The 19,420-nt window shown below is 42.7% G+C and carries 17 protein-coding genes and 2 riboswitches; of the genes, 13 read left to right on the top strand and 4 right to left on the bottom strand.

All coding sequences use genetic code 11. From position 1 onward, the window contains the following. Positions 1–92 precede the first annotated feature (92 nt). The 3 genes from leuD to AAU57_RS00535 all read right to left on the bottom strand — a co-directional run bounded on the left by leuD (position 93) and on the right by AAU57_RS00535 (position 3,333). Complete coding sequence (leuD, locus tag AAU57_RS00545) at positions 93–683, bottom strand: 3-isopropylmalate dehydratase small subunit (protein ID WP_055411059.1); 591 nt, start codon at positions 681–683, stop codon at positions 93–95. Continuing rightward, positions 683–2,065, bottom strand: coding sequence for a 3-isopropylmalate dehydratase large subunit (leuC, locus tag AAU57_RS00540; protein WP_055411058.1), 1,383 nt, complete (start codon positions 2,063–2,065; stop codon positions 683–685). Before leuC ends, leuD begins: the two co-directional genes overlap by 1 nt. Before the next feature lie 92 nt (positions 2,066–2,157). After that, positions 2,158–3,333, bottom strand: a complete 1,176-nt coding sequence (locus AAU57_RS00535) for a 2-isopropylmalate synthase (RefSeq protein ID WP_082438500.1) — start codon at positions 3,331–3,333, stop codon at positions 2,158–2,160. 149 nt (positions 3,334–3,482) lie between these two features. On the opposite strand from AAU57_RS00535, the gene AAU57_RS00530 reads away from it, so the two are divergent. The 4 genes from AAU57_RS00530 (at position 3,483) to AAU57_RS00515 (ending at position 8,793) form a co-directional block, all read left to right on the top strand. Beyond that, a complete protein-coding gene (locus tag AAU57_RS00530) occupies positions 3,483–5,018 on the top strand; it encodes a hypothetical protein (protein WP_055411057.1) in 1,536 nt (511 codons plus the stop codon). A 112-nt stretch (positions 5,019–5,130) separates the two neighbouring features. After that, positions 5,131–5,250: riboswitch (SAM riboswitch) on the top strand. 129 nt (positions 5,251–5,379) lie between these two features. Continuing rightward, entirely contained in the window at positions 5,380–6,672 is a 1,293-nt protein-coding gene (locus tag AAU57_RS00525; RefSeq protein ID WP_055411056.1) for an O-acetylhomoserine aminocarboxypropyltransferase/cysteine synthase family protein, read from the top strand. Then, a complete protein-coding gene (locus tag AAU57_RS00520) occupies positions 6,673–7,656 on the top strand; it encodes an alpha/beta fold hydrolase (protein WP_055411055.1) in 984 nt (327 codons plus the stop codon). Positions 7,657–7,695: 39 nt separating this feature from the next. Continuing rightward, complete coding sequence (locus tag AAU57_RS00515) at positions 7,696–8,793, top strand: aspartate kinase (RefSeq protein WP_231717743.1); 1,098 nt, start codon at positions 7,696–7,698, stop codon at positions 8,791–8,793. A 3-nt stretch (positions 8,794–8,796) separates the two neighbouring features. On the opposite strand, the gene AAU57_RS00510 is transcribed toward AAU57_RS00515, so the two are convergent. Continuing rightward, positions 8,797–10,002 carry a sensor histidine kinase gene (locus AAU57_RS00510; protein WP_055411053.1) on the bottom strand — a complete coding sequence of 402 codons (1,206 nt, stop codon included), beginning with the start codon at positions 10,000–10,002 and terminating at the stop codon, positions 8,797–8,799. A gap of 162 nt (positions 10,003–10,164) precedes the next feature. Here AAU57_RS00510 and AAU57_RS00505 point away from each other — a divergent pair, with 162 nt between their 5' ends. From AAU57_RS00505 to metH, 9 genes are all read left to right on the top strand, one after another. Beyond that, positions 10,165–10,578, top strand: coding sequence for an RrF2 family transcriptional regulator (locus AAU57_RS00505; protein WP_055411052.1), 414 nt, complete (start codon positions 10,165–10,167; stop codon positions 10,576–10,578). Positions 10,579–10,672: 94 nt separating this feature from the next. Next, positions 10,673–10,948, top strand: coding sequence for a DUF2061 domain-containing protein (locus AAU57_RS00500; RefSeq protein ID WP_055411051.1), 276 nt, complete (start codon positions 10,673–10,675; stop codon positions 10,946–10,948). Beyond that, positions 10,945–11,565, top strand: coding sequence for a phosphoadenosine phosphosulfate reductase family protein (locus AAU57_RS00495; RefSeq protein WP_055411050.1), 621 nt, complete (start codon positions 10,945–10,947; stop codon positions 11,563–11,565). The genes AAU57_RS00500 and AAU57_RS00495 overlap by 4 nt, the downstream gene beginning before the upstream one ends. Then, the gene (gene cysD / locus AAU57_RS00490; RefSeq protein ID WP_055413621.1) at positions 11,558–12,457 is read left to right on the top strand and encodes a sulfate adenylyltransferase subunit CysD; all 900 of its coding nucleotides are present in this window, start codon (positions 11,558–11,560) and stop codon (positions 12,455–12,457) included. The genes AAU57_RS00495 and cysD overlap by 8 nt, the downstream gene beginning before the upstream one ends. Further along, entirely contained in the window at positions 12,458–13,702 is a 1,245-nt protein-coding gene (locus tag AAU57_RS00485) for a sulfate adenylyltransferase subunit 1 (RefSeq protein ID WP_055411049.1), read from the top strand. It abuts the gene before it with no gap. Positions 13,703–13,861: 159 nt separating this feature from the next. Beyond that, on the top strand, positions 13,862–14,938 hold the full coding sequence (locus AAU57_RS00480) for an NAD(P)/FAD-dependent oxidoreductase (protein ID WP_055413620.1): 1,077 nt from the start codon (positions 13,862–13,864) through the stop codon (positions 14,936–14,938). Then, complete coding sequence (locus AAU57_RS00475) at positions 14,931–15,251, top strand: 2Fe-2S iron-sulfur cluster-binding protein (protein WP_055411048.1); 321 nt, start codon at positions 14,931–14,933, stop codon at positions 15,249–15,251. The genes AAU57_RS00480 and AAU57_RS00475 overlap by 8 nt, the downstream gene beginning before the upstream one ends. Before the next feature lie 195 nt (positions 15,252–15,446). After that, a riboswitch (SAM riboswitch) is annotated at positions 15,447–15,551 on the top strand. A gap of 146 nt (positions 15,552–15,697) precedes the next feature. Continuing rightward, positions 15,698–16,720 (top strand): homocysteine S-methyltransferase family protein, encoded by a 1,023-nt coding sequence (locus AAU57_RS00470; RefSeq protein WP_055411047.1) that lies wholly within the window; start codon positions 15,698–15,700, stop codon positions 16,718–16,720. After that, entirely contained in the window at positions 16,713–19,418 is a 2,706-nt protein-coding gene (metH, locus tag AAU57_RS00465; protein WP_055411046.1) for a methionine synthase, read from the top strand. Before AAU57_RS00470 ends, metH begins: the two co-directional genes overlap by 8 nt. Positions 19,419–19,420 lie beyond the last annotated feature (2 nt).

Below are 19,420 nucleotides of genomic sequence, written 5' to 3'. Positions count from 1 at the left end.
AATCTTGTTGATAATGTATAATAAGCGTTTGATGCTCGCTATGGCAATGACATCAAAAATTCATTCAATAGTTATTAATGACCAATGACTCTTTAAAATGGTCTCTCTTTTTCAAATTGTTCGATCACCTCTTTTTTACTCAGTAAATAATCAATATCGTCATACCCGTTGATCATACAGGTTTTTTTATAGGGATCGATATCAAAAAATTCTTGAAAGGAAGTTCCTTCTACATTTATGGTTTGCTTCTCTAGGTTTACTTGTAATAATGTTTCTGGATTTGCGGTGATGGTATCTAGCAGGACTTTTAAGAATTCTGGTGTTACCTGAATAGGCAACAAACCGTTATTAAGGGCATTACCTTTAAAAATATCTGCAAAATAGCTGGATACGATCACCTTGAAACCATAGTCAGTCAATGCCCATGCGGCATGTTCCCTACTAGAGCCACAACCGAAGTTATCTCCAGCCACCAAGATTTTTCCTTCGTACCTGTCATCGTTCAAGGCAAAATTCTCATTAATAGATCCGTCCTTTTTGAAACGCCAGTCTCTAAAAGCATTCTCACCAAATCCTTCACGATGGGTCGCTTTCAAAAAACGAGCAGGAATGATCTGGTCAGTATCAATATTTTCAATCTTAAGGGGTATCGCTCGAGAGGTAAGTGTTGCAAATTTCTCCATTAGTTCATCATCTTTGTAAAGTCCACAATCTTTCCTTCTACAGCCGTAGCAGCAGCTAACAATGGGCTAGCTAGAATCGTTCTACTACCTTGGCCTTGTCTTCCCTCAAAATTTCTATTGGAAGTACTTACACAATATTCACCTTGAGGTATTTTGTCATCATTCATGGCAAGGCAAGCGCTACAACCTGGCTGGCGCAGTTCAAAGCCTGCAGCATCAAAAATATCTTTCAAGCCTTCTTCTATGATCTGGGACTCGACCTGTTTGCTTCCAGGGACCAACCAAGCTGTTACATTGCTGGCTTTTTGTTTTCCCTTGATAAAACTTGCGGCTACCCTAAAGTCTTCTATTCTTGAATTGGTACAGCTACCTATAAAAACATAGTTAATGGGCTTATTGATCAAAGACTCTCCTTTTTTGAAATCCATATACTCAAGGGATTTTTCAAAAGAAGTATCATCCGTATCTGGAATAGTTTCAGTGACCTTGATTCCCATTCCTGGATTGGTCCCATAGGTCAACATGGGTTCTATGTCTGCCGCATCAAAGAAATATTCTTTATGAAAAACAGCATCATCATCAGTGGGAAGTGTTTTCCAATAAGCTACCTTTTTATCAAACTCTTCTCCTTGTGGTGCAAACTTTCTTCCTTTCACGTACTCAAAAGTCGTCTGGTCTGGAGCAATCATGCCACCACGAGCACCCATTTCTATACTCATGTTACAAACGGTCATGCGACCTTCCATGGACATATTTTTAAACACATCACCGGCATATTCACAGAAGTATCCGGTTCCTGCATTGGTGCCCAATTTTGAGATGATATAGAGAATAACATCCTTAGGCAAAACTCCTTTTTTAAGCTCACCGTTCACCGTAACGCGCAGGCTTTTTGGCTTGGTCAATAACAAACATTGACTGGCAAAAACTTGTGCTACCTGACTGGTTCCAATCCCAAAAGCTATACTGCCAAAAGCACCATGAGTTGAGGTATGAGAATCACCGCAAACGATCGTCATTCCTGGCTGGGTAATTCCCAATTCTGGAGCCATAACATGAACGATTCCATTGTATTTATGGCCTAGTTCGTAAAGAGTGATATTGTTTTTTGCACAATTCTCTGTCAATTGTCTCAACTGGTTCCTGGATAGTTCATCCTTAACCGGTAAATGTTGGTTTTGGGTTGGTGTATTATGATCTGCCGTGGCGACGATTTGATTAGGTCTCGCTACAGGAATATTACGGGCTTCCAATTCATTGAAAGCTTGCGGACTGGTCACCTCGTGAATCAAGTGTTTGTCAATGTATAAAATCTGTGGTCCATTCTCGATGGCGTCCACCACATGGGCGTCCCAGACTTTATCAAATAATGTTTTTTTCATGAATGGTTTTATTCGTTTTCTGCCATCCTACCTATTCGGCAGGCAAGCGGGAAAGTGATAAATAGATCTATATCAATACTTAATAGATATCATTATGCAGAAATAATCTCTCTGTACAAGTGACTCTTCTCAATGATTTGATGGATGTCATCGTCCTTGATTTCTTTCTTACGATCTGCAAACTCCAAAAACTTGGAGTACACCACATCCAGCTGCAGTTTTGTAAGTTCATAACCCACAATCTTAGCGCGGTAGGCTAGGGCAGCTCGTCCAGAGCGTGCGGTGAGTACTATGGCAGATTCAGTTACACCTACATCCTTAGGATCGATGATCTCATAGGTTGCGCGATTTTTAATCACGCCATCCTGATGTATTCCTGAACTGTGTGCAAAAGCATTGGCACCTACGATGGCTTTATTGGGTTGTGTGTAAATGCCCATGCTATCACTGACTAACTGGCTAATTCCAAACAGTTGTCGTGTGTCGATATTCGTATCTAGGTCTAGGTATGGATGCTGTTTGAGCACCATAACGACTTCTTCCAGCGCTGTGTTTCCAGCACGTTCGCCTATACCATTAATGGTGCACTCAATCTGTCTGGCACCGTTTATCACACCTTCAATAGAGTTTGCCGTGGCAAGTCCCAAGTCGTTGTGACAGTGAACGGAAAGGATGGCTTTGTCAATACCTTTGACGTTTTCCTTTAGATATTTGATCTTGGCTCCATACTCACTAGGCAAGCAATATCCAGTCGTGTCTGGAATGTTCAGCACCGTTGCACCAGCCTTGATGGCGGCCTCGCAAACTCTGGCGAGATAATCATTATCGGTTCTTCCGGCATCTTCTGCATAGAATTCCACGTCTTCCACAAATGATTTGGCATAGCTTACGGCCTTAAAGGCGCGCTCAATAATCTGCTCTCTGGAAGCCTTGAACTTGTGTTTGATATGGGAATCTGACGTTCCAATTCCTGTATGTATCCTGGGTTTTACGGCATGCTTCAAAGCATCTGCTGCGACTTTGATGTCGTTTTCTACCGCTCGGGTAAGTCCGCAAACGGTAGCATTTTGAACCATTTTTGAAATCTCAACGACAGACTGGAAATCACCAGGACTTGATACCGGGAAACCAGCCTCGATCACGTCAACACCTAGACCGTCCAGTCGTTGTGCGATGCGTACTTTCTGGTCAGTATTGAGCTTGCAACCGGGAACTTGCTCGCCGTCTCTTAAAGTCGTATCAAAGATTTGAACGTTGTTTTTTGACATTTGGGCTACTTAAATATTACTATTGTTACACTAATGTATCTTTAGTGTTTCGCTTTCGCGAAAGCGAAACAACCCAACCTACGATGTTCAAACCACATCTAGGATGTCTAAATATCTGAAATACTGTAAGTTGAAATAGTAATTAATTGATGACAAAGGACCAAAAAGACCCTTTATTTGTACTGATTAAGTCTTTGACTAAGTCAGAAAAACGCCAATTCAAGCTCTATGTAGGTAGATTGGGCGTCAATGCAGATTCAAAATTTTTGAATCTTTTCAACGTTTTGGACAAGGCAAATACGTACAATGAAAAGCTGATTTTAAGCTCTACCGACATCAATAAGAGGCAACTGGCAAATGTAAAGGCACACCTTTACAAACAAGTACTCATAAGCCTCAAGCTCAATCCAGCGCACCAAAACATACGATCACAAATAAGGGAACAGCTTGATTTTGCCTCTATACTTTATCACAAGGGCTTGTATAATCAAGGATTGAAAATTCTGGATAAAGCCAAGGAACTCGCCATTAATAACGAGGAAAAAAACCTGGCCTATGAAATCGTCGAGTTAGAAAAGGTGATTGAATCACAGTATATCACTAGAAGCATCAGTAATCGCGCAGACCAGCTTTCCATACAGGCTAAAGAGTTGAGCGCTGCCAATGTCCTTACCAGTAAATTGTCCAACCTCTCACTACAGCTTTATGGACTGTTACTCAAAACAGGTTATGTCAAAGACGAGGAAGAAAGCCAGCAAATCACAGAATACTTCAATGCAAGATTGCCCAAGTACGACATCGCAGATTTAGGTTTTAGAGAAAAGCTTTGGTTGTACAAGGCCTATTTATGGTACGGTTTCCTGATGCAGGATTTTTTGAGTTGCTATAAGTATGCGACAAAATGGGTCGAGCTGTTCTATGAACATCCCAATATGATTCAGCTGAATCCTGTGTTTTTTCTAAAAGGAAACAATTATTTACTGGAGGCACTTTTCTTTTTGAGAAGAAAGGAAAAATTTGATAAAAGGCTAGCTATACTTGAAGAAACCGTCAACGATGGCAATTTCCCGGACAATGAAAATGTGGCCGCGCTCTCGTTCTTATACCTCAACTTGAATAAGGTAAATGCCTATTTTATTGACGGTAGCTTTAGTGATGGACTATTCTTGATTCCTAAGATTGAAAAGGAATTAAAATCTTTCAAAAGCAAGATTGATGAACACCATCAAATGGTTTTCTATTACAAGTTTGCCAGTATGCATTTTGGTGCTGGGAACAATCTTGAAACCATATATTACCTTGAAAAAATCATCAATAATAAGTCATTGACCATGCGGGAAGACTTGCTGTGTTTTTCCAGAATCTTGAGTGTCATTGCACATTATGAAGCTGGAAAAGACGAACACCTCGAGGCAGATTTGAGGGAAACCTACAAGTTCCTGATCAAGATGAACGACTTGCATGAGGTGCAAAAAGAGCTCATGAGATTTATACGGGATTTGGGCAATATTTACCCACAAGATTTGAAATCTGCGTTTAAAAAGCTGTTGGAAAAACTCAAAATTTATGAAGATCACCCGTTTGAGCGCCGCGCTTTTTTATATCTCGATATTATTTCCTGGCTGGAAAGTAAAATCTCAAATACCACTGTAGGTCAGGTAATTAGGAATAAATACGAGGCTTAAAAAAGCTGAATTTTGACACGGCAGATCAAGTTTTTTCAGAAATTTTCTGTGAAAAATTTGTTTTCCCCATTTTATTTATTGAATCTTTACATTCACGTTCATAACCATACTGAAATTATCAAGAAAGGACGAGGGAACAGACCCATCGACTCCTTAGCAACCCTTCATTTATGTGATCCATAAGTGATGAAGGTGCTAATTTCTGCTCGCATCTCGCGAGACAAGATGATACACATGTAAGTAGGTTACACTACCACAAGTTTCTTTTTTGATTTTTCCGCTTTGTGCAAACAAAGAGGCAAATCTGTATTTCTATTGGTTCTGGACATTAATCTAATTTCTAATTTAAAAAAGAAACAAAATGTCAGATCAAAAATTTTCAACCCAAGCATTACACACCGGTCACGATGTAACAAAGAATGGAGGTACACGAGCAGTGCCATTGTATCAATCCACTGCCTATGTATTCAACAACAGCGACCACGCTGCAAACCTGTTTTCATTGTCAGAACCAGGCTGGATCTACACCAGGCTCAATAACCCAACCGTTGATGTGCTGGAACAACGCCTCGCTGCACTGGAAGGTGGCATCGCGGCAGTAGCTACAGCTTCTGGAACCGCAGCTATTTCAACTACCTTATTAACACTGCTTAGAGCTGGTGATCACATCGTTGCTAGTAACTCATTATATGGTGGTACCTACAATTTGCTTTCGGTTACCTTACCGCGCCTGGGAATCACAACTACATTTGTGAATCCTAATGATGACGACGCTTTCGCGAAAGCGAGACAAGAAAACACACGCGCCATTTTTGTAGAATCTCTAGGAAACCCTAAACTGGATGTACTCGATCTTAAAAAAATAAGCGCTCAGGCCAAGGATGCCAAAGTCCCATTAATCGTGGACAACACTGTCGCAACGCCTTATTTGTTGAATCCTATTGAGCATGGTGCTAATATCGTTATTCACTCTTTGACAAAATACATCAATGGTAACGGTACCGCTCTAGGTGGTATCATCATTGATGCAGGAACCTTTGACTGGACTAACGGTAAGTTCCCAGAATTTACAGAGCCGTCTGCCGGTTATCATGGGCTCGTTTATAGCGAGGCCCTAGAAGCTGCGGCGTTTATCGCCAAGGTAAGAATAGAAGGCCTGCGTGATCTAGGTGGCGCTATCTCACCATTCAACGCATGGCAAATCATCCAAGGATTGGAAACCTTGCAACTGCGTATCAAACAACATAGTAAAAGTGCGCTGGAACTGGCAACTTGGCTTAAAGAGCAAGACGATGTGGCTTGGGTAAATTATCCAGGACTCGAGTCCAGCGATTACTACGATCTTGCTCAAGAATACTTGCCAAAAGGTCAAAGCGGTATCGTCACATTTGGTGTTAAAGGTGGCTATGAAAGTGCCAAAAAAGTGGTGGATAGCGCCAAGGTATTCTCGTTGCTAGCTAATATAGGCGATACAAAATCTCTCATCATTCACCCAGCAAGTACTACGCACCAGCAACTTAAAGATGAAGATCAATTGAGCACTGGTGTGACTAAGGACTTGATCAGATTGTCTGTAGGACTTGAAGATCTTGAAGATTTGAAGTCTGATTTGCTTAACGCTTTCAAGAGCATCAAATCCACGGTGACGGCCTAAATGTCAAAAAAGCTGCAATACATATCTATTCCAGACCTAAAGCTTAGATCAGGTAAAGTCCAGGATATTAGTGTTTCGTACCAGGTTTTTGGGCGTGAGTTGCATACCGCGCCCATTATTCTGGTCAATCACGCCTTGACGGGAAACTCCGGTATTCATCTATGGTGGGAACCTCTTGTGGGCGCTGGAAAGACGCTAGACACGGACCGTTTCACATTACTGGCTTTTGATATTCCTGGTAATGGTTATGATGGTGATGTGGATCGATTGATCTATAACTATCAAGAATGGTGTCTGGCAGATGTAGGTCTCGCTTTCGCGAAAGCGATACAAAGCTTAAACATCCATACCATCGACATAGGTATAGGTGGCAGCATAGGCGGCGCGTTATTGTGGGAAATGATCGCCATAGAACCAAAGCTATTTAGAACCATCATACCTATTGCCGCAGACTGGAAGGCAACGGACTGGCTCGTGGCTTGTTGCCACGTACAGGACTCCATTCTCAATACATCCAGTGCACCGCTGGAAGTCGCCAGACAGCACGCGATGACTTTTTATAGGTCGCCACAAGGATTGACCAGTAAATTTCACCGTAAAAAAGTGGCAGGCTCATTTGCAGTGAACAACTGGTTGGATTATCATGGAAAAGCCTTGGATCAAAGATTTAGCTTACCCGCATATCGATTATTGAATCACCTGCTAGCCAGTACAGATGCTGCTGCTCGCTATGATAATTCCATTGAAGAAATGATAGGGCGATCCACCACATCCATTGAATTGATTGCCGTAGACAGCGATGGGTTTTTTGTAGCACAGGAAGATCGCGACACGTTTGCATTACTCAAGGAGTCTCACGAAATAAGATACCATGAGATTCAAAGCTTGCACGGTCACGATGCCTTTTTAATGGAACATGACCAGGTCAAATCTATAGTTTCCGAAATCCTGAGGCACCATTTAAAGGAAGTCGATGCCAGTTAGGGCATGATCGCCATTGGGAAACCAATAAAAAAAATCAACATGAAAACAATACACCTCTATATTTTCGGCTTAGGAAATGTGGGCAGTAAGCTCATACAACAAGTTCTTGAAAGCCATGAATTTTTTAAAAAACAACAGCACTTGGAATTGCGCATTGTAGGTCTGGCCAACTCTCGCAGGGTTTACACTACATCAAGAGGAATTACCGCAGATTGGAAAAATGAATTTGCAAAGCATTCTCAGGTTAGGGAAGAGAAAAGCTTCTACGAATTTTCTGAAGACTATCAGGTTCCTAAAATAGCTATAGACGCTACTGCCAGTAAAGAACTTTCTAAATTTTATCCAGAGATTGCTGGACAAGGATTTCACATAGTTACTGCAAATAAGATTGCTAATACCTTATCGCAGGATTTTTATGATCAATTACGTGTGGTATTGAACAGTCAAAACCTAAAATTTGAGTATGAAACCAATGTAGGTGCAGGGTTACCTATCGTTCAAACGGTCAGAGATTTGTATCACAGTGGTGAGCAGATCTTTGCTATCAATGGTGTTTTTTCAGGTTCGTTGGGATATATTTTCAATAGGTATTCACAAGAAGATGTACCATTTTCCCAAGTGGTAAAGGATGCGCTTCAAAATGGCTATACAGAACCTGATCCCAGAGAAGACTTGTCGGGTAATGACGTGGCGCGTAAACTTTTGGTCCTCGCCCGTGAAGCCGGATTAAAACTCGAGTTTGAAGACATTGATGTAGAAAATCTAGTAGTACCGCAGCTACAGACCTATTCTCTAAATCAGTTTTTAACAGAGCTGTCATCGCTGGACGAACAGATGCAGCAGCGCAAAAATGACCTTAAACCTAATGAGGTGTTGCGACACTTGGGGCAGCTGGATGTAAGAAACCAGACCTTGACGGTATCCCTTCAAGCCGTTTCCAAAGATTCGCCTGCAGGACAATTACAAGGTAGCGATGGTTTTTTTGAGATCTATTCTGAAAGCTACGCCAAGGAGCCGCTAGTCATCAAAGGCGCTGGTGCTGGTCGCGAAGTGACCGCACGTGGTTTGTTGTCTGATATCATTAAGATAGGTAGATCCTTGAAGCAACAGCCAGTTCCACAATTTTGTGTGAACTAGTTGTTAGCGCTCAATAGTAAATGTAAATGTGGTCGAAACTCCCAATTCGGATTTTGCTGTAATGCTGCCGCCTAGGCTTTCAACCAATTGCTTAACGGTAGATAATCCTATGCCGTGGCCTTGATTGCCATCGCGGTCATATTCTCCTACGGTATTGAATAGTTCAAAGATGTAGGATATTTTATCTTGCGGAATCCCTATACCGTTATCGATAATCCTAAACTCATAATGGCTCGAGTGAATATCAGCCTCTAGGTTTATGATAGTTTCTTCCTTGTCGTTGTATTTGATACTATTGCTTATCAAATTGAGGAAGATTTGTTCCAGCGCTACTTGATTGCAGTAAATCGTGTGATTTACTTCAGGTAAGTTGATTTCACAGTGATGTTTGATATTGATCAATTCCACGATGTCTTCCAGCACGTCGTTTAAATTGAAGGTGGTGCGATCTTCAATATCATGTGACGAGCTCTCGTAATGCGAAAGAATATTTGTGATATAATCACTTAATGACAACGATGATTTTTTGAGGTATCCTAAATACTGTCTTCCATCATCGTCAATTAAAGCACTGTATTTCTTATTTAATATGTCTGAAGTTACAATCAGATTAGCTAGCGGCATTTTCATATCATGAGAAACCGTAGCGGCAAAGTCCTTTAAAAGCGTGTTATGCTTTTGAAGATGTTTCTGTGAAATTTCCAGTGCTTGATTGGCCACATGTAATTTAAAAAGCTGCTCTACCTGTCGGGCGAGGTTTTTCAAAGCTTTACGTTGGCTGCTGGTAAGTTCTTTGGGTTCATCATGTAGAACACATAAGGTTCCTATGGCATAGCCATCAACACTTAATATGGGAACACCTGCATAAAAGATCGTTGGAGTTTCAGGATGAGTGACTAACGGGTTTCCTATAAATCGTTCGTCCTTGGTGGTATCCGGGATTTCCAGAATCTCATCTGGCCGGTTGATCGTATGGGAGCAAAAGCTAATATCTCTATCTGTTTCACATACATTGATGCCCACTTTGGACTTGAACCACTGTCGATCCTCGTCGATAAGAGATATTACGGCATTCTTGGTGCCGCAAACAAAAGCCGCTAGTTCTGTAATGTTATCGTATTGATCCTCAGATATAGTATCTAGGATCTTAAGACGTCGCAACGAGTTGAGGCGTTCTTTTTCATTAGCAGGTTTTGAGGCTATAATCATAAATAATCATTATCAAACGATGCTGATCATAATGACCATGTTATCTGAAATGCGCTACAAATTTAGATATTATTTCCAAGTAGGAAAATGCGGTAATTTCCTACAAATATACGATTCAAATATACTATCTATAATGAGTTGTAAATCCATTAGTTTTACGGGATGCTTTCCAGAAAGACAAAATATGGAATTAAGGCCTTATCGTTTTTGGCCAGGAATTCAAGTCAGACCACTTTTGCGATCGCTACTATCGCACAGGCAGAAAATATACCGCATAAATTTCTTGAAGCGATTCTTTTAGAACTTCGTAAAAATTCCATCCTGGGCAGTCGTAAGGGAAAAGGTGGTGGCTATTATTTGCTGCAGCCACCAGCACAGATCAGGATGTCCACGGTACACCGTATTCTTGAAGGACCCATTGCGATGTTACCTTGTGTAAGCCTCAATTATTATGAAAAATGTGAGGACTGTCCTGACGAGGACGCGTGTACCGTCAATCGATTAATGCTCAAGGTGCGTGACAATACCTTAGAAATACTTGAAAACCAAACTCTCGCCGACTTGATCGGTAATTAAACTGATTGCTCCACGATCTCAAACTATCATTATTACCCTAGTAACTATATAGGGTTTAAACATTATGTTGTTTATTTGTAGCTCAAATCGGTTTATGATTTTAGATCAGTTTTTATACACCTCGCGCAAGCAAGAACAAATACAGGATGTTAGTGCAGCTATGTCGCAGGATTCTACCATGCGCAGCGTGATCAAATCCATCACCTGGCGTGTTGTTGGGACGATGGATACCATATTGATTTCATGGATCTTGACAGGTCAGGTGCGCACGGCTTTTGCCATCGGTGGTGTAGAATTGATCACTAAAATGGTGCTGTATGTCGCTCACGAGCGCGTATGGAACCGCATAAAATTTGGCAGACGACCATGATAGATCAAAGCAATTATCAAGAATATAATTCCGCTTTCGCGAAAGCGGAACCCAGCGAAATCATTGCAACTATATTAAAACAGGCGCATAAACCAGTAGTTACTACCAACTTTAGACCCTACGAGGTTGCGATATTGCACGCCGTGTCAAACGTAGATGCTACTGTACCGGTCATCTGGTGCGATACAGGATACAATACGCCACAAACCTACAGACATGCTATTTATGTGATCGATACTTTAAAACTGGATGTGACCACCTTTGTACCAAAACAAACCGTCGCGTATAGAAATGAAGTGATGGGCTTGCCTACCGTAGATGATCCAAAACATGCAGAGTTCACCCAGCAAGTCAAACTAGAACCATTCCAGCGAGCTATGGAACAGTTTCGGCCGGATGTCTGGTTTACCAACCTGCGCGCGGGACAGACCAGTTTTAGGGACTCCATAGATGTACTGTCCTATAGCAAGGACGGCATATTGAAGGTAGCACCATTTTATCACTACAGTGATGCGCAGCTGGACGATTACTTGCAACAATACCAATTACAGAATGAGCACAGATATTTTGACCCTACAAAAGTCGAAGCGAACCGTGAATGCGGTCTCCATGCCTAAAGTTTTACCACTTAATGCACTAGAGGCAGAGGCGATTTATATCATACGCGAGGTCGTCGCGCAGTTTGAGAAACCGGTGCTATTGTTTTCTGGCGGTAAGGACAGTATCACACTGTTGCATCTTGCCAGAAAGGCCTTTTTTCCGGCTAGGATTCCGTTTCCATTATTGCATGTAGATACTGGTCACAACTTTCCCGAAACCATTGACTTTAGAGATGAATTGGTGGCCAAATATGATTTAGATCTGATCGTGGCTCATGTGCAGGACAATATCGATGCAGGAATCGTCAAGGAAGAAACCGGTCGTTATTCCAGTCGCAATCAACTGCAGACACAAACGTTGCTGGATGCGATTGAAGAACATGGGTTTGACGCCTGCATGGGCGGCGCCAGACGTGACGAGGAAAAGGCACGTGCCAAGGAGCGCATCTTCTCCGTACGCAACGATTTTGGTGAATGGGATGAAAAAAACCAGCGACCTGAACTTTTTGATTTGCTCAATGGTATGATCGAGCTAGGTCAGAATGTGCGTTGTTTTCCTATTTCCAACTGGACAGAGCTGGACGTTTGGAACTATATAAGAAGCGAAAAAATAGAAATACCATCGATTTATTATGCGCACGAGCGATCTGTTTTTGAGCGTGACGGTTTGATCTGGAGCGATTCACCTCATGTGTATCGCGACGATCATGAAGAGGTGGCAATTCGATGGGTGCGATTTAGAACCGTAGGCGACATGTCGTGTACCGCAGCGGTCGCAAGTACAGCAATAGATATTGATACGGTTATTGAAGAGATAAGCGGCAGTACCATTTCAGAACGTGGCGCACGTATTGACGACAAGCGCAGCGAGGCTGCCATGGAAACACGCAAGCAACAAGGATATTTTTAAATGGATGTATTGAAGATAGCTACCGCAGGTAGCGTAGATGATGGGAAAAGCACCTTGATAGGCCGTTTGTTGTACGACACGCAATCGCTGCCTACAGACAAACTGGAAGCCATTAAAAAGAGCAGTGAGAAGAAAGGCTACGATTACCTAGACCTATCACTGGCTACTGATGGTCTTGTGGCAGAGCGTGAGCAAGGAATAACCATAGACGTGGCGCACATTTATTTCTCGACACCAGACCGCAGTTACATCATTGCAGACTCGCCTGGTCATGTGGAATACACGCGCAACATGATCACGGGCGCCAGTACCAGTAAGGCCAGCATTATATTGATCGATGCTAGAAAAGGCGTTGTGGAGCAGACCTTCCGCCACTTTTATATCAACCATTTGCTGAAGACCAGCCATTTGATCATTGCGGTAAATAAAATGGATCTGGTGGATTATGAAGAGTCCGCTTTCGCGAAAACGGAACAACAATTCAGATCACTGCTGGATCAACATCCCTTGGAAAAACGAACCGTGCATTTTGTGCCGGTCAGTGCGCTCAAAGGCGAAAATGTTGTAGATATATCAGGTGCAATGCCTTGGTACACTGGAAGTACCATTTTGGAAATCCTGTCCAAGATCGATACAGTGGAAGAAAGCACGCAAGGATTTTTACAAGTTCAAAACGTGATACGTCCCAAAACCGAAGAATACCATGATTACCGTGGTTTTGCGGGTCGCATCAAAGGCGCGCACTTATCCACTGGTGACGAGATTACCGTGTTGCCTTCAATGAAAACCAGTACGATTGATGGTATTTATTTTAATGGCGATAGGTATGATGAGGCTCCAGTAGGCAGCTCAGTCAGTGTGACGTTGAGTGATGAAGTCAATGTGGATCGTGGTGATGTCTTGATGACGCAATTGCCAGCAGATTTTGAGCTGACTAAAACGATTCAAGCGACCATTTGCTGGATGGATAGCACACCACTACGTCCACGCACTAAATTCCATCTTCAATATGGAACGCAGCGCATGACTTGCCGTGTGCAACACATCCTTTCCAAAAAGTCTACCGATTTCCGCCAGGACATCACGGAAGTCGAGATTTTGGAACTCAACGACATTGCAAGGATTCAGCTTAAATTGAGCAAGCCCATTCCAGCAATAACCTACGATCAATCTAAAGAATTAGGTCGTTTCATTTTGATTGAGCCGCAAAGTAGAAACACCGCTGCGGTTGGGTTTATTGAGTGATTTATTAGGTCTTAGTTAAGCAATTACTACAAACTCTTGTTTCCTGTTTCTTGATTCTTATCACTGTCAAAACCATCATCATAAACACTTGTTTAGCTGCCGTTTGGTAACGACCTTTGCAATTCCTTAAAAAGGAAATTTATTGCTATGGAGAAAGAGATGATTACCACAGATATTTTAATCATAGGCGCTGGCCCTACAGGTCTTTTTGCGGTTTTTGAAGCAGGATTGTTAAAGCTAAAGTGTCATATCATAGACGCACTAGCCCAACCTGGAGGTCAGTGTACAGAATTGTATCCTAAAAAACCCATCTATGATATTCCTGGTTTTCCAGAAGTTCTAGCTGGTGATCTGGTGGATAATCTCATGAAGCAAATCGAACCGTTCCAGCCTGGTTTTACTTTGGGAGAGCGCGCCGAAACCATTGATAAACAAGAAGATGGTAGCTTTATAGTGACGACCAGTAAAGGAACTAAGCACCATGCTAAAGTAGTCGCCATTGCTGGTGGTTTAGGATCTTTTGAACCTCGCAAACCATCCATTGATGGAATCGAAAATTACGAGGACAACGGTCTAGCTTACATGATCAAAGATCCCGAGGTTTATCGCGACAAAAAAGTAGTCATTGCCGGTGGTGGCGATAGTGCTTTGGATTGGTCTATATTTTTGGCAGACGTCGCTAGCGAAGTAACTCTGGTTCATAGACGAGAGGAATTCCGTGGTGCGCTGGATAGTGTAGAGAAAGTAGAGGAACTGGTACAACAGGATAAAATAAGATTAGTCACACCTGCCGAAATCTTAGATATCAATGGAGAAGGCAAGGTCGAATCGGTGCTCCTACAGCACAACGACGAGGCAAAACGAATGGAAGTTATCGAATGCGATGCTTTTATACCGTTATTTGGTTTGGCGCCTAAACTAGGCCCAATAGCCGATTGGGGACTTGAAATAGAAAAGAATGCCATCAAGGTGGACAATACACTGGATTACCAAACCAACACTCCTGGAATCTATGCCATAGGTGATGTGAATACATATCCAGGGAAATTGAAACTGATCCTTTGTGGTTTTCACGAGGCCACTTTAATGTGTCAAAGTGCTTACCAGCGCATCTTTCCAGACAAACGCTACGTGATGAAATACACAACCGTTGGTGGTATTGATGGATTTGATGGTTCGCGCAAGGAAGCCGAAAAAGCAGTCGTTAAAAAAATAGGCAACAAGCAGAATGTCTGATATTAAAATGACCATCATCGACCGCGATGGCCAGCGCCACGAGGTCGATGCGCCTACGGACATGAACATGAACGTCATGGAAGTCTGCAAGGCTTATGATTTACCAGTACAAGCCGTTTGCGGCGGTATGGCCATGTGTGCCACTTGCCAGTGCTACATCATCAGTGATCATGATCTAGGTGAACGCAATGATGATGAAGAAGCCATGCTTTGGGAAGCCCAAAACGTCAAAGAGAATTCCCGACTAGGCTGCCAGATCCCGATAACCGAGGAATTAGAAGGATTGGTGATTGAATTGGCTCCTGAAGAATAGTGAATTACTAAGTTAGGCTTAGCCTGTCGAAATCAATTCGTTTTAGAAAAGTATCAAAAGGAGGCGCTCTGGTTTAAAAAATGGCTGGTGCCACAAGGTCGAAGTCTAAAGTATAGGTAAAATCAATTTTATTTTTCACTTTAATTTTGTTTTTGACTTTCCAAAGCCCATATTTGCATCAGTTCATTGCATTTTGAGTTATAAAGAAAGGTTCAGGGATTAGACCCGTTGAGACCTTGGCAACCCTACGATTGTAGAAGGTGCCTCATTCTACCATGCGATTGCGTGGAAAGATAACGAGCAAATTATCCGCACATCTTTCTTTAATATTTGATTTGTTTTCGCTTTCGCGAAAGCGATATCCAACTCAAACATCAAGTTTATCTGTAGCTCATGCTATGGATCCAACTTTTATGCAACTGGGCATGATCACATAAACACAAAGATTGAAGAATACTACATTATATAAGGCATTGCAAGAGCGCATCCTCGTACTGGATGGTGCCATGGGAACCATGTTGCAACGGCATAAATTCACAGAAGAAGACTTTAGAGGCGAGCGCTTTGCAGACTACGCATCTGATGTGAAAGGGAACAATGATTTGCTGTCTATCACTCAGCCAGAGGCCATTGCTGGTGTCCATGCCCAATACTTTGCGGCTGGAGCAGATATCGTAGAGACCAATACGTTTAGTGCAACGACGATCGCCATGGCAGATTATCACATGGAATTTTTGGTGGATGAACTAAATGTTGAAAGTGCTCGAATTGCCCGCAAAGTAGCCGACGATTTCACTGCAAAAGAACCACACAAACCTAGGTTTGTTGCGGGCGCCATAGGTCCGACCAACAAAACCGCCAGCATGTCGCCAGATGTCAACGATCCTGGCTATCGAGCCATTACGTTTGAAGAGTTGCGAAAAGCATACAAACAACAGGCGGCTGGATTGATCAAAGGTGGCGTAGATATTTTGTTGGTAGAAACCGTTTTTGACACACTCAATGCTAAAGCTGCTCTTTTTGCCATCGAAGAATTAAAGGAAGAACTTAAGCTTGATATACCAGTCATGGTAAGCGGTACGATTACAGATGCCTCTGGAAGAACCTTAAGCGGTCAGACAGCCGAGGCTTTTATGATTTCGATTGAGCATATACCGCTGTTGTCTGTTGGGTTTAATTGCGCCTTGGGTGCCAAACAACTCACACCTTATTTAGAGACCGTAGCTAGTAAGTCCAGTTATGGAATAAGTGCATATCCCAATGCGGGATTACCTAACGCCTTTGGAGAATATGATGAGTCGCCAGAGCAGATGGCTTCACAAATTAGAGAATATCTCGACAAATCTTTGGTCAATATCATAGGTGGTTGTTGTGGTACCACACCAGAACACATTGCCGCTATTGCAAAAATAGCTGCCGAATATCAGCCTAGAATTATTCCATCCCTACAAACTTTGGCGCATGGATAAGAAAGAATTTAGACCTCTAAAACTTAGCGGCCTTGAGCCGTTAGTCATAACTCCAGAAAGCAACTTTGTCAATGTGGGCGAGCGCACCAACGTTGCGGGTTCCAAGAAATTTTTACGTCTTATTAAGGAAGAGAAGTTTGATGAAGCATTAGATGTTGCTCGCGACCAGGTGGATAACGGTGCCCAGATCATTGACATCAATATGGACGACGGCCTGATCGATGGTAAAGCCGCCATGGTCAAGTTTCTCAACCTGATCGCTGCAGAACCTGATATTTCTAGAGTGCCTATCATGATCGATAGTTCCAAATGGGAAATTATTGAGGCTGGATTGCAAGTGGTACAAGGTAAATGCGTTGTCAATTCTATAAGCTTAAAAGAAGGCGAAGAAGAATTTATAAAACATGCTAAGGCTATCAAGCGTTATGGCGCGGCCGTGATCGTTATGGCTTTTGATGAAGTAGGTCAAGCAGACACCTATGAACGCCGCATCGAGATTGCCAAACGCAGCTATGATATTTTGGTTAACGAGGTCAAGTTCGCTCCAGAAGACATCATCTTTGACCTTAATATCTTTCCGGTAGCTACGGGAATGGACGAGCATAAACTTAACGCCCTAGACTTCATTGAAGGGACTCGATGGGTGCGTGAAAACTTGCCACATGCTAGTGTCAGTGGTGGCGTGAGTAATGTGAGTTTTAGCTTTCGTGGGAATGATAAAGTACGAGAAGCGATGCACAGTGCCTTTTTATATCATGCCATCAAGGCTGGTATGAATATGGGAATCGTGAATCCTGCATTGCTAGAAGTCTATGACGATATTGATAAAGAGCTACTCGATCATGTAGAAGATGTATTGCTCAACCGCCGTGATGACGCTACAGAGCGTTTACTGGATTATGCAGAAAACGTTACGCAAACCACACGCACGAGCACTATTGACAATAGCTGGCGGGAATTGCCATTACAGGATAGAATCACCAGAGCTTTAGTAAAAGGAGTGGACGCTTTTATCATTGAAGATGTAGAAGAAGCGCGAAAAGCCTCAAGCGCACCCATCGAGGTGATTGAAGGTCATTTAATGACAGGTATGAATGTCGTGGGTGACTTGTTTGGTAGTGGTAAAATGTTCTTGCCACAAGTGGTCAAAAGCGCTCGGGTTATGAAAAAGGCGGTTGCTTATCTGTTACCCTATATTGAAGCTGAAAAAGAAAAGAACTTGAAAGAAAACCCTGACTTTCTTTCCAGCACCAGTTCGCCAAAGGTATTAATGGCCACCGTAAAAGGCGACGTACACGACATAGGGAAGAACATCGTTTCGGTAGTTTTAGCCTGCAATAATTACGAGATTATTGATCTTGGTGTGATGGTGCCGCCAGAGAAAATTCTGGATGCTGCGATCGAGCATCAAGTCGATATCATCGGCCTGAGCGGTTTGATAACGCCATCGCTGGACGAGATGGTCTATATCGCCAAAGAAATGAAGCGCCGCAACTTCAATGTGCCACTCATGATAGGTGGCGCGACGACCTCTAGGGCACACACGGCCGTGAAGATTGCCCCAGAATATGATGGCACGATCGTTCACGTCAACGACGCCAGCCGCGCGGTAACGGTCGCTGGAGAATTGACAGGCGATAAGGATGAGGATTATTTCGCTTTCGCGAAAGCGAAAAAAGAAGAGTACTCAAAACTGCGTGATGAGTTTCTAGGTAGAGCCAAAAAGAAAGATTTCTTAACCATCGAACAAGCCAGAAAACACAAATGGACCACAAATTGGGATACCTATCAGGCTGTAAAGCCCAACAAATTGGGTGTTCACGAATTGACAAACTTGGACCTCAAAGAAATTTCAGAATATATCGACTGGTCGCCCTTCTTCCGTAGTTGGGATTTGCACGGTCGTTATCCAGATATTTTGACAGATCAGGTCGTGGGTGAGCAGGCTACAGATTTGTTCGCAGATGCACAGGAAATGTTGAAGCAGATTATTGATGAGAAATGGCTGGATGCCAAAGCGCTCTACGGTTTGTTCCCAGCAAATTCCAACGATCAGGACGACATTGAGGTACAGGGAATAGATGCTGAATTTATTTTTAGAACCTTACGCCAGCAGTCTAAAAAAGCCGCTGGAAAGCCTCAAATAGCACTATCTGACTTTATCGCACCGGCAGCTTCTGGAACACAGGATTACATTGGGGCTTTTTGCGTGACAACAGGTTTTGGTGTTCCAGAAAGAGCAAAACAGTTTGAAAAAGATCATGACGATTACAATTCCATCATGCTCAAAGCTCTTGCTGACCGACTCGCCGAAGCGCTAGCCGAATATCTGCACCTAAGAATACGCAAGGAATTCTGGGGTTATGCCAGCGACGAGCAGTTGGAAAACAATGACTTGATCAAAGAAGCCTATAAAGGCATACGACCTGCGCCAGGTTATCCAGCTTGTCCAGACCACTTAGAAAAAGAAACCATCTGGAAACTGTTGCAAGTGGAAGAAAAAATAGGAGTAACGCTTACAGAAAGTCTTGCTATGTGGCCAGCAGCAAGCGTTTCCGGATACTACATCGCGCATCCAGAATCACGCTATTTTGGATTAGGCAAGATCAAAGAAGACCAAGTGGAGGATTATGCTAAGCGGAAAGGAATCTCTCTTGCCAAAGCAGAAAAATGGCTCAACCCCAATATTGCGGATTAATA

Origin of the sequence: Nonlabens sp. YIK11 (assembly GCF_001413925.1) — a bacterium.
Taxonomy (GTDB): domain Bacteria; phylum Bacteroidota; class Bacteroidia; order Flavobacteriales; family Flavobacteriaceae; genus Nonlabens.
Note: the sequence above shows the minus strand (reverse complement) of the source record. Positions and strands in the feature narration are given on the sequence as shown.

What these genes read in the sequence shown, in the direction of transcription:
- leuD (WP_055411059.1), bottom strand. Translation starts at nt 683, where the DNA reads ATGGAGAAATTTGCAACACTTACCTCTCGAGCGATACCCCTTAAGATT.
- leuC (WP_055411058.1), bottom strand. Translation starts at nt 2,065, where the DNA reads ATGAAAAAAACATTATTTGATAAAGTCTGGGACGCCCATGTGGTGGAC.
- AAU57_RS00535 (WP_082438500.1), bottom strand. Translation starts at nt 3,333, where the DNA reads ATGTCAAAAAACAACGTTCAAATCTTTGATACGACTTTAAGAGACGGC.
- AAU57_RS00530 (WP_055411057.1), top strand. Translation starts at nt 3,483, where the DNA reads ATGACAAAGGACCAAAAAGACCCTTTATTTGTACTGATTAAGTCTTTG.
- AAU57_RS00525 (WP_055411056.1), top strand. Translation starts at nt 5,380, where the DNA reads ATGTCAGATCAAAAATTTTCAACCCAAGCATTACACACCGGTCACGAT.
- AAU57_RS00520 (WP_055411055.1), top strand. Translation starts at nt 6,673, where the DNA reads ATGTCAAAAAAGCTGCAATACATATCTATTCCAGACCTAAAGCTTAGA.
- AAU57_RS00515 (WP_231717743.1), top strand. Translation starts at nt 7,696, where the DNA reads ATGAAAACAATACACCTCTATATTTTCGGCTTAGGAAATGTGGGCAGT.
- AAU57_RS00510 (WP_055411053.1), bottom strand. Translation starts at nt 10,002, where the DNA reads ATGATTATAGCCTCAAAACCTGCTAATGAAAAAGAACGCCTCAACTCG.
- AAU57_RS00505 (WP_055411052.1), top strand. Translation starts at nt 10,165, where the DNA reads ATGCTTTCCAGAAAGACAAAATATGGAATTAAGGCCTTATCGTTTTTG.
- AAU57_RS00500 (WP_055411051.1), top strand. Translation starts at nt 10,673, where the DNA reads ATGATTTTAGATCAGTTTTTATACACCTCGCGCAAGCAAGAACAAATA.
- AAU57_RS00495 (WP_055411050.1), top strand. Translation starts at nt 10,945, where the DNA reads ATGATAGATCAAAGCAATTATCAAGAATATAATTCCGCTTTCGCGAAA.
- cysD (WP_055413621.1), top strand. Translation starts at nt 11,558, where the DNA reads ATGCCTAAAGTTTTACCACTTAATGCACTAGAGGCAGAGGCGATTTAT.
- AAU57_RS00485 (WP_055411049.1), top strand. Translation starts at nt 12,458, where the DNA reads ATGGATGTATTGAAGATAGCTACCGCAGGTAGCGTAGATGATGGGAAA.
- AAU57_RS00480 (WP_055413620.1), top strand. Translation starts at nt 13,862, where the DNA reads ATGATTACCACAGATATTTTAATCATAGGCGCTGGCCCTACAGGTCTT.
- AAU57_RS00475 (WP_055411048.1), top strand. Translation starts at nt 14,931, where the DNA reads ATGTCTGATATTAAAATGACCATCATCGACCGCGATGGCCAGCGCCAC.
- metH (WP_055411046.1), top strand. Translation starts at nt 16,713, where the DNA reads ATGGATAAGAAAGAATTTAGACCTCTAAAACTTAGCGGCCTTGAGCCG.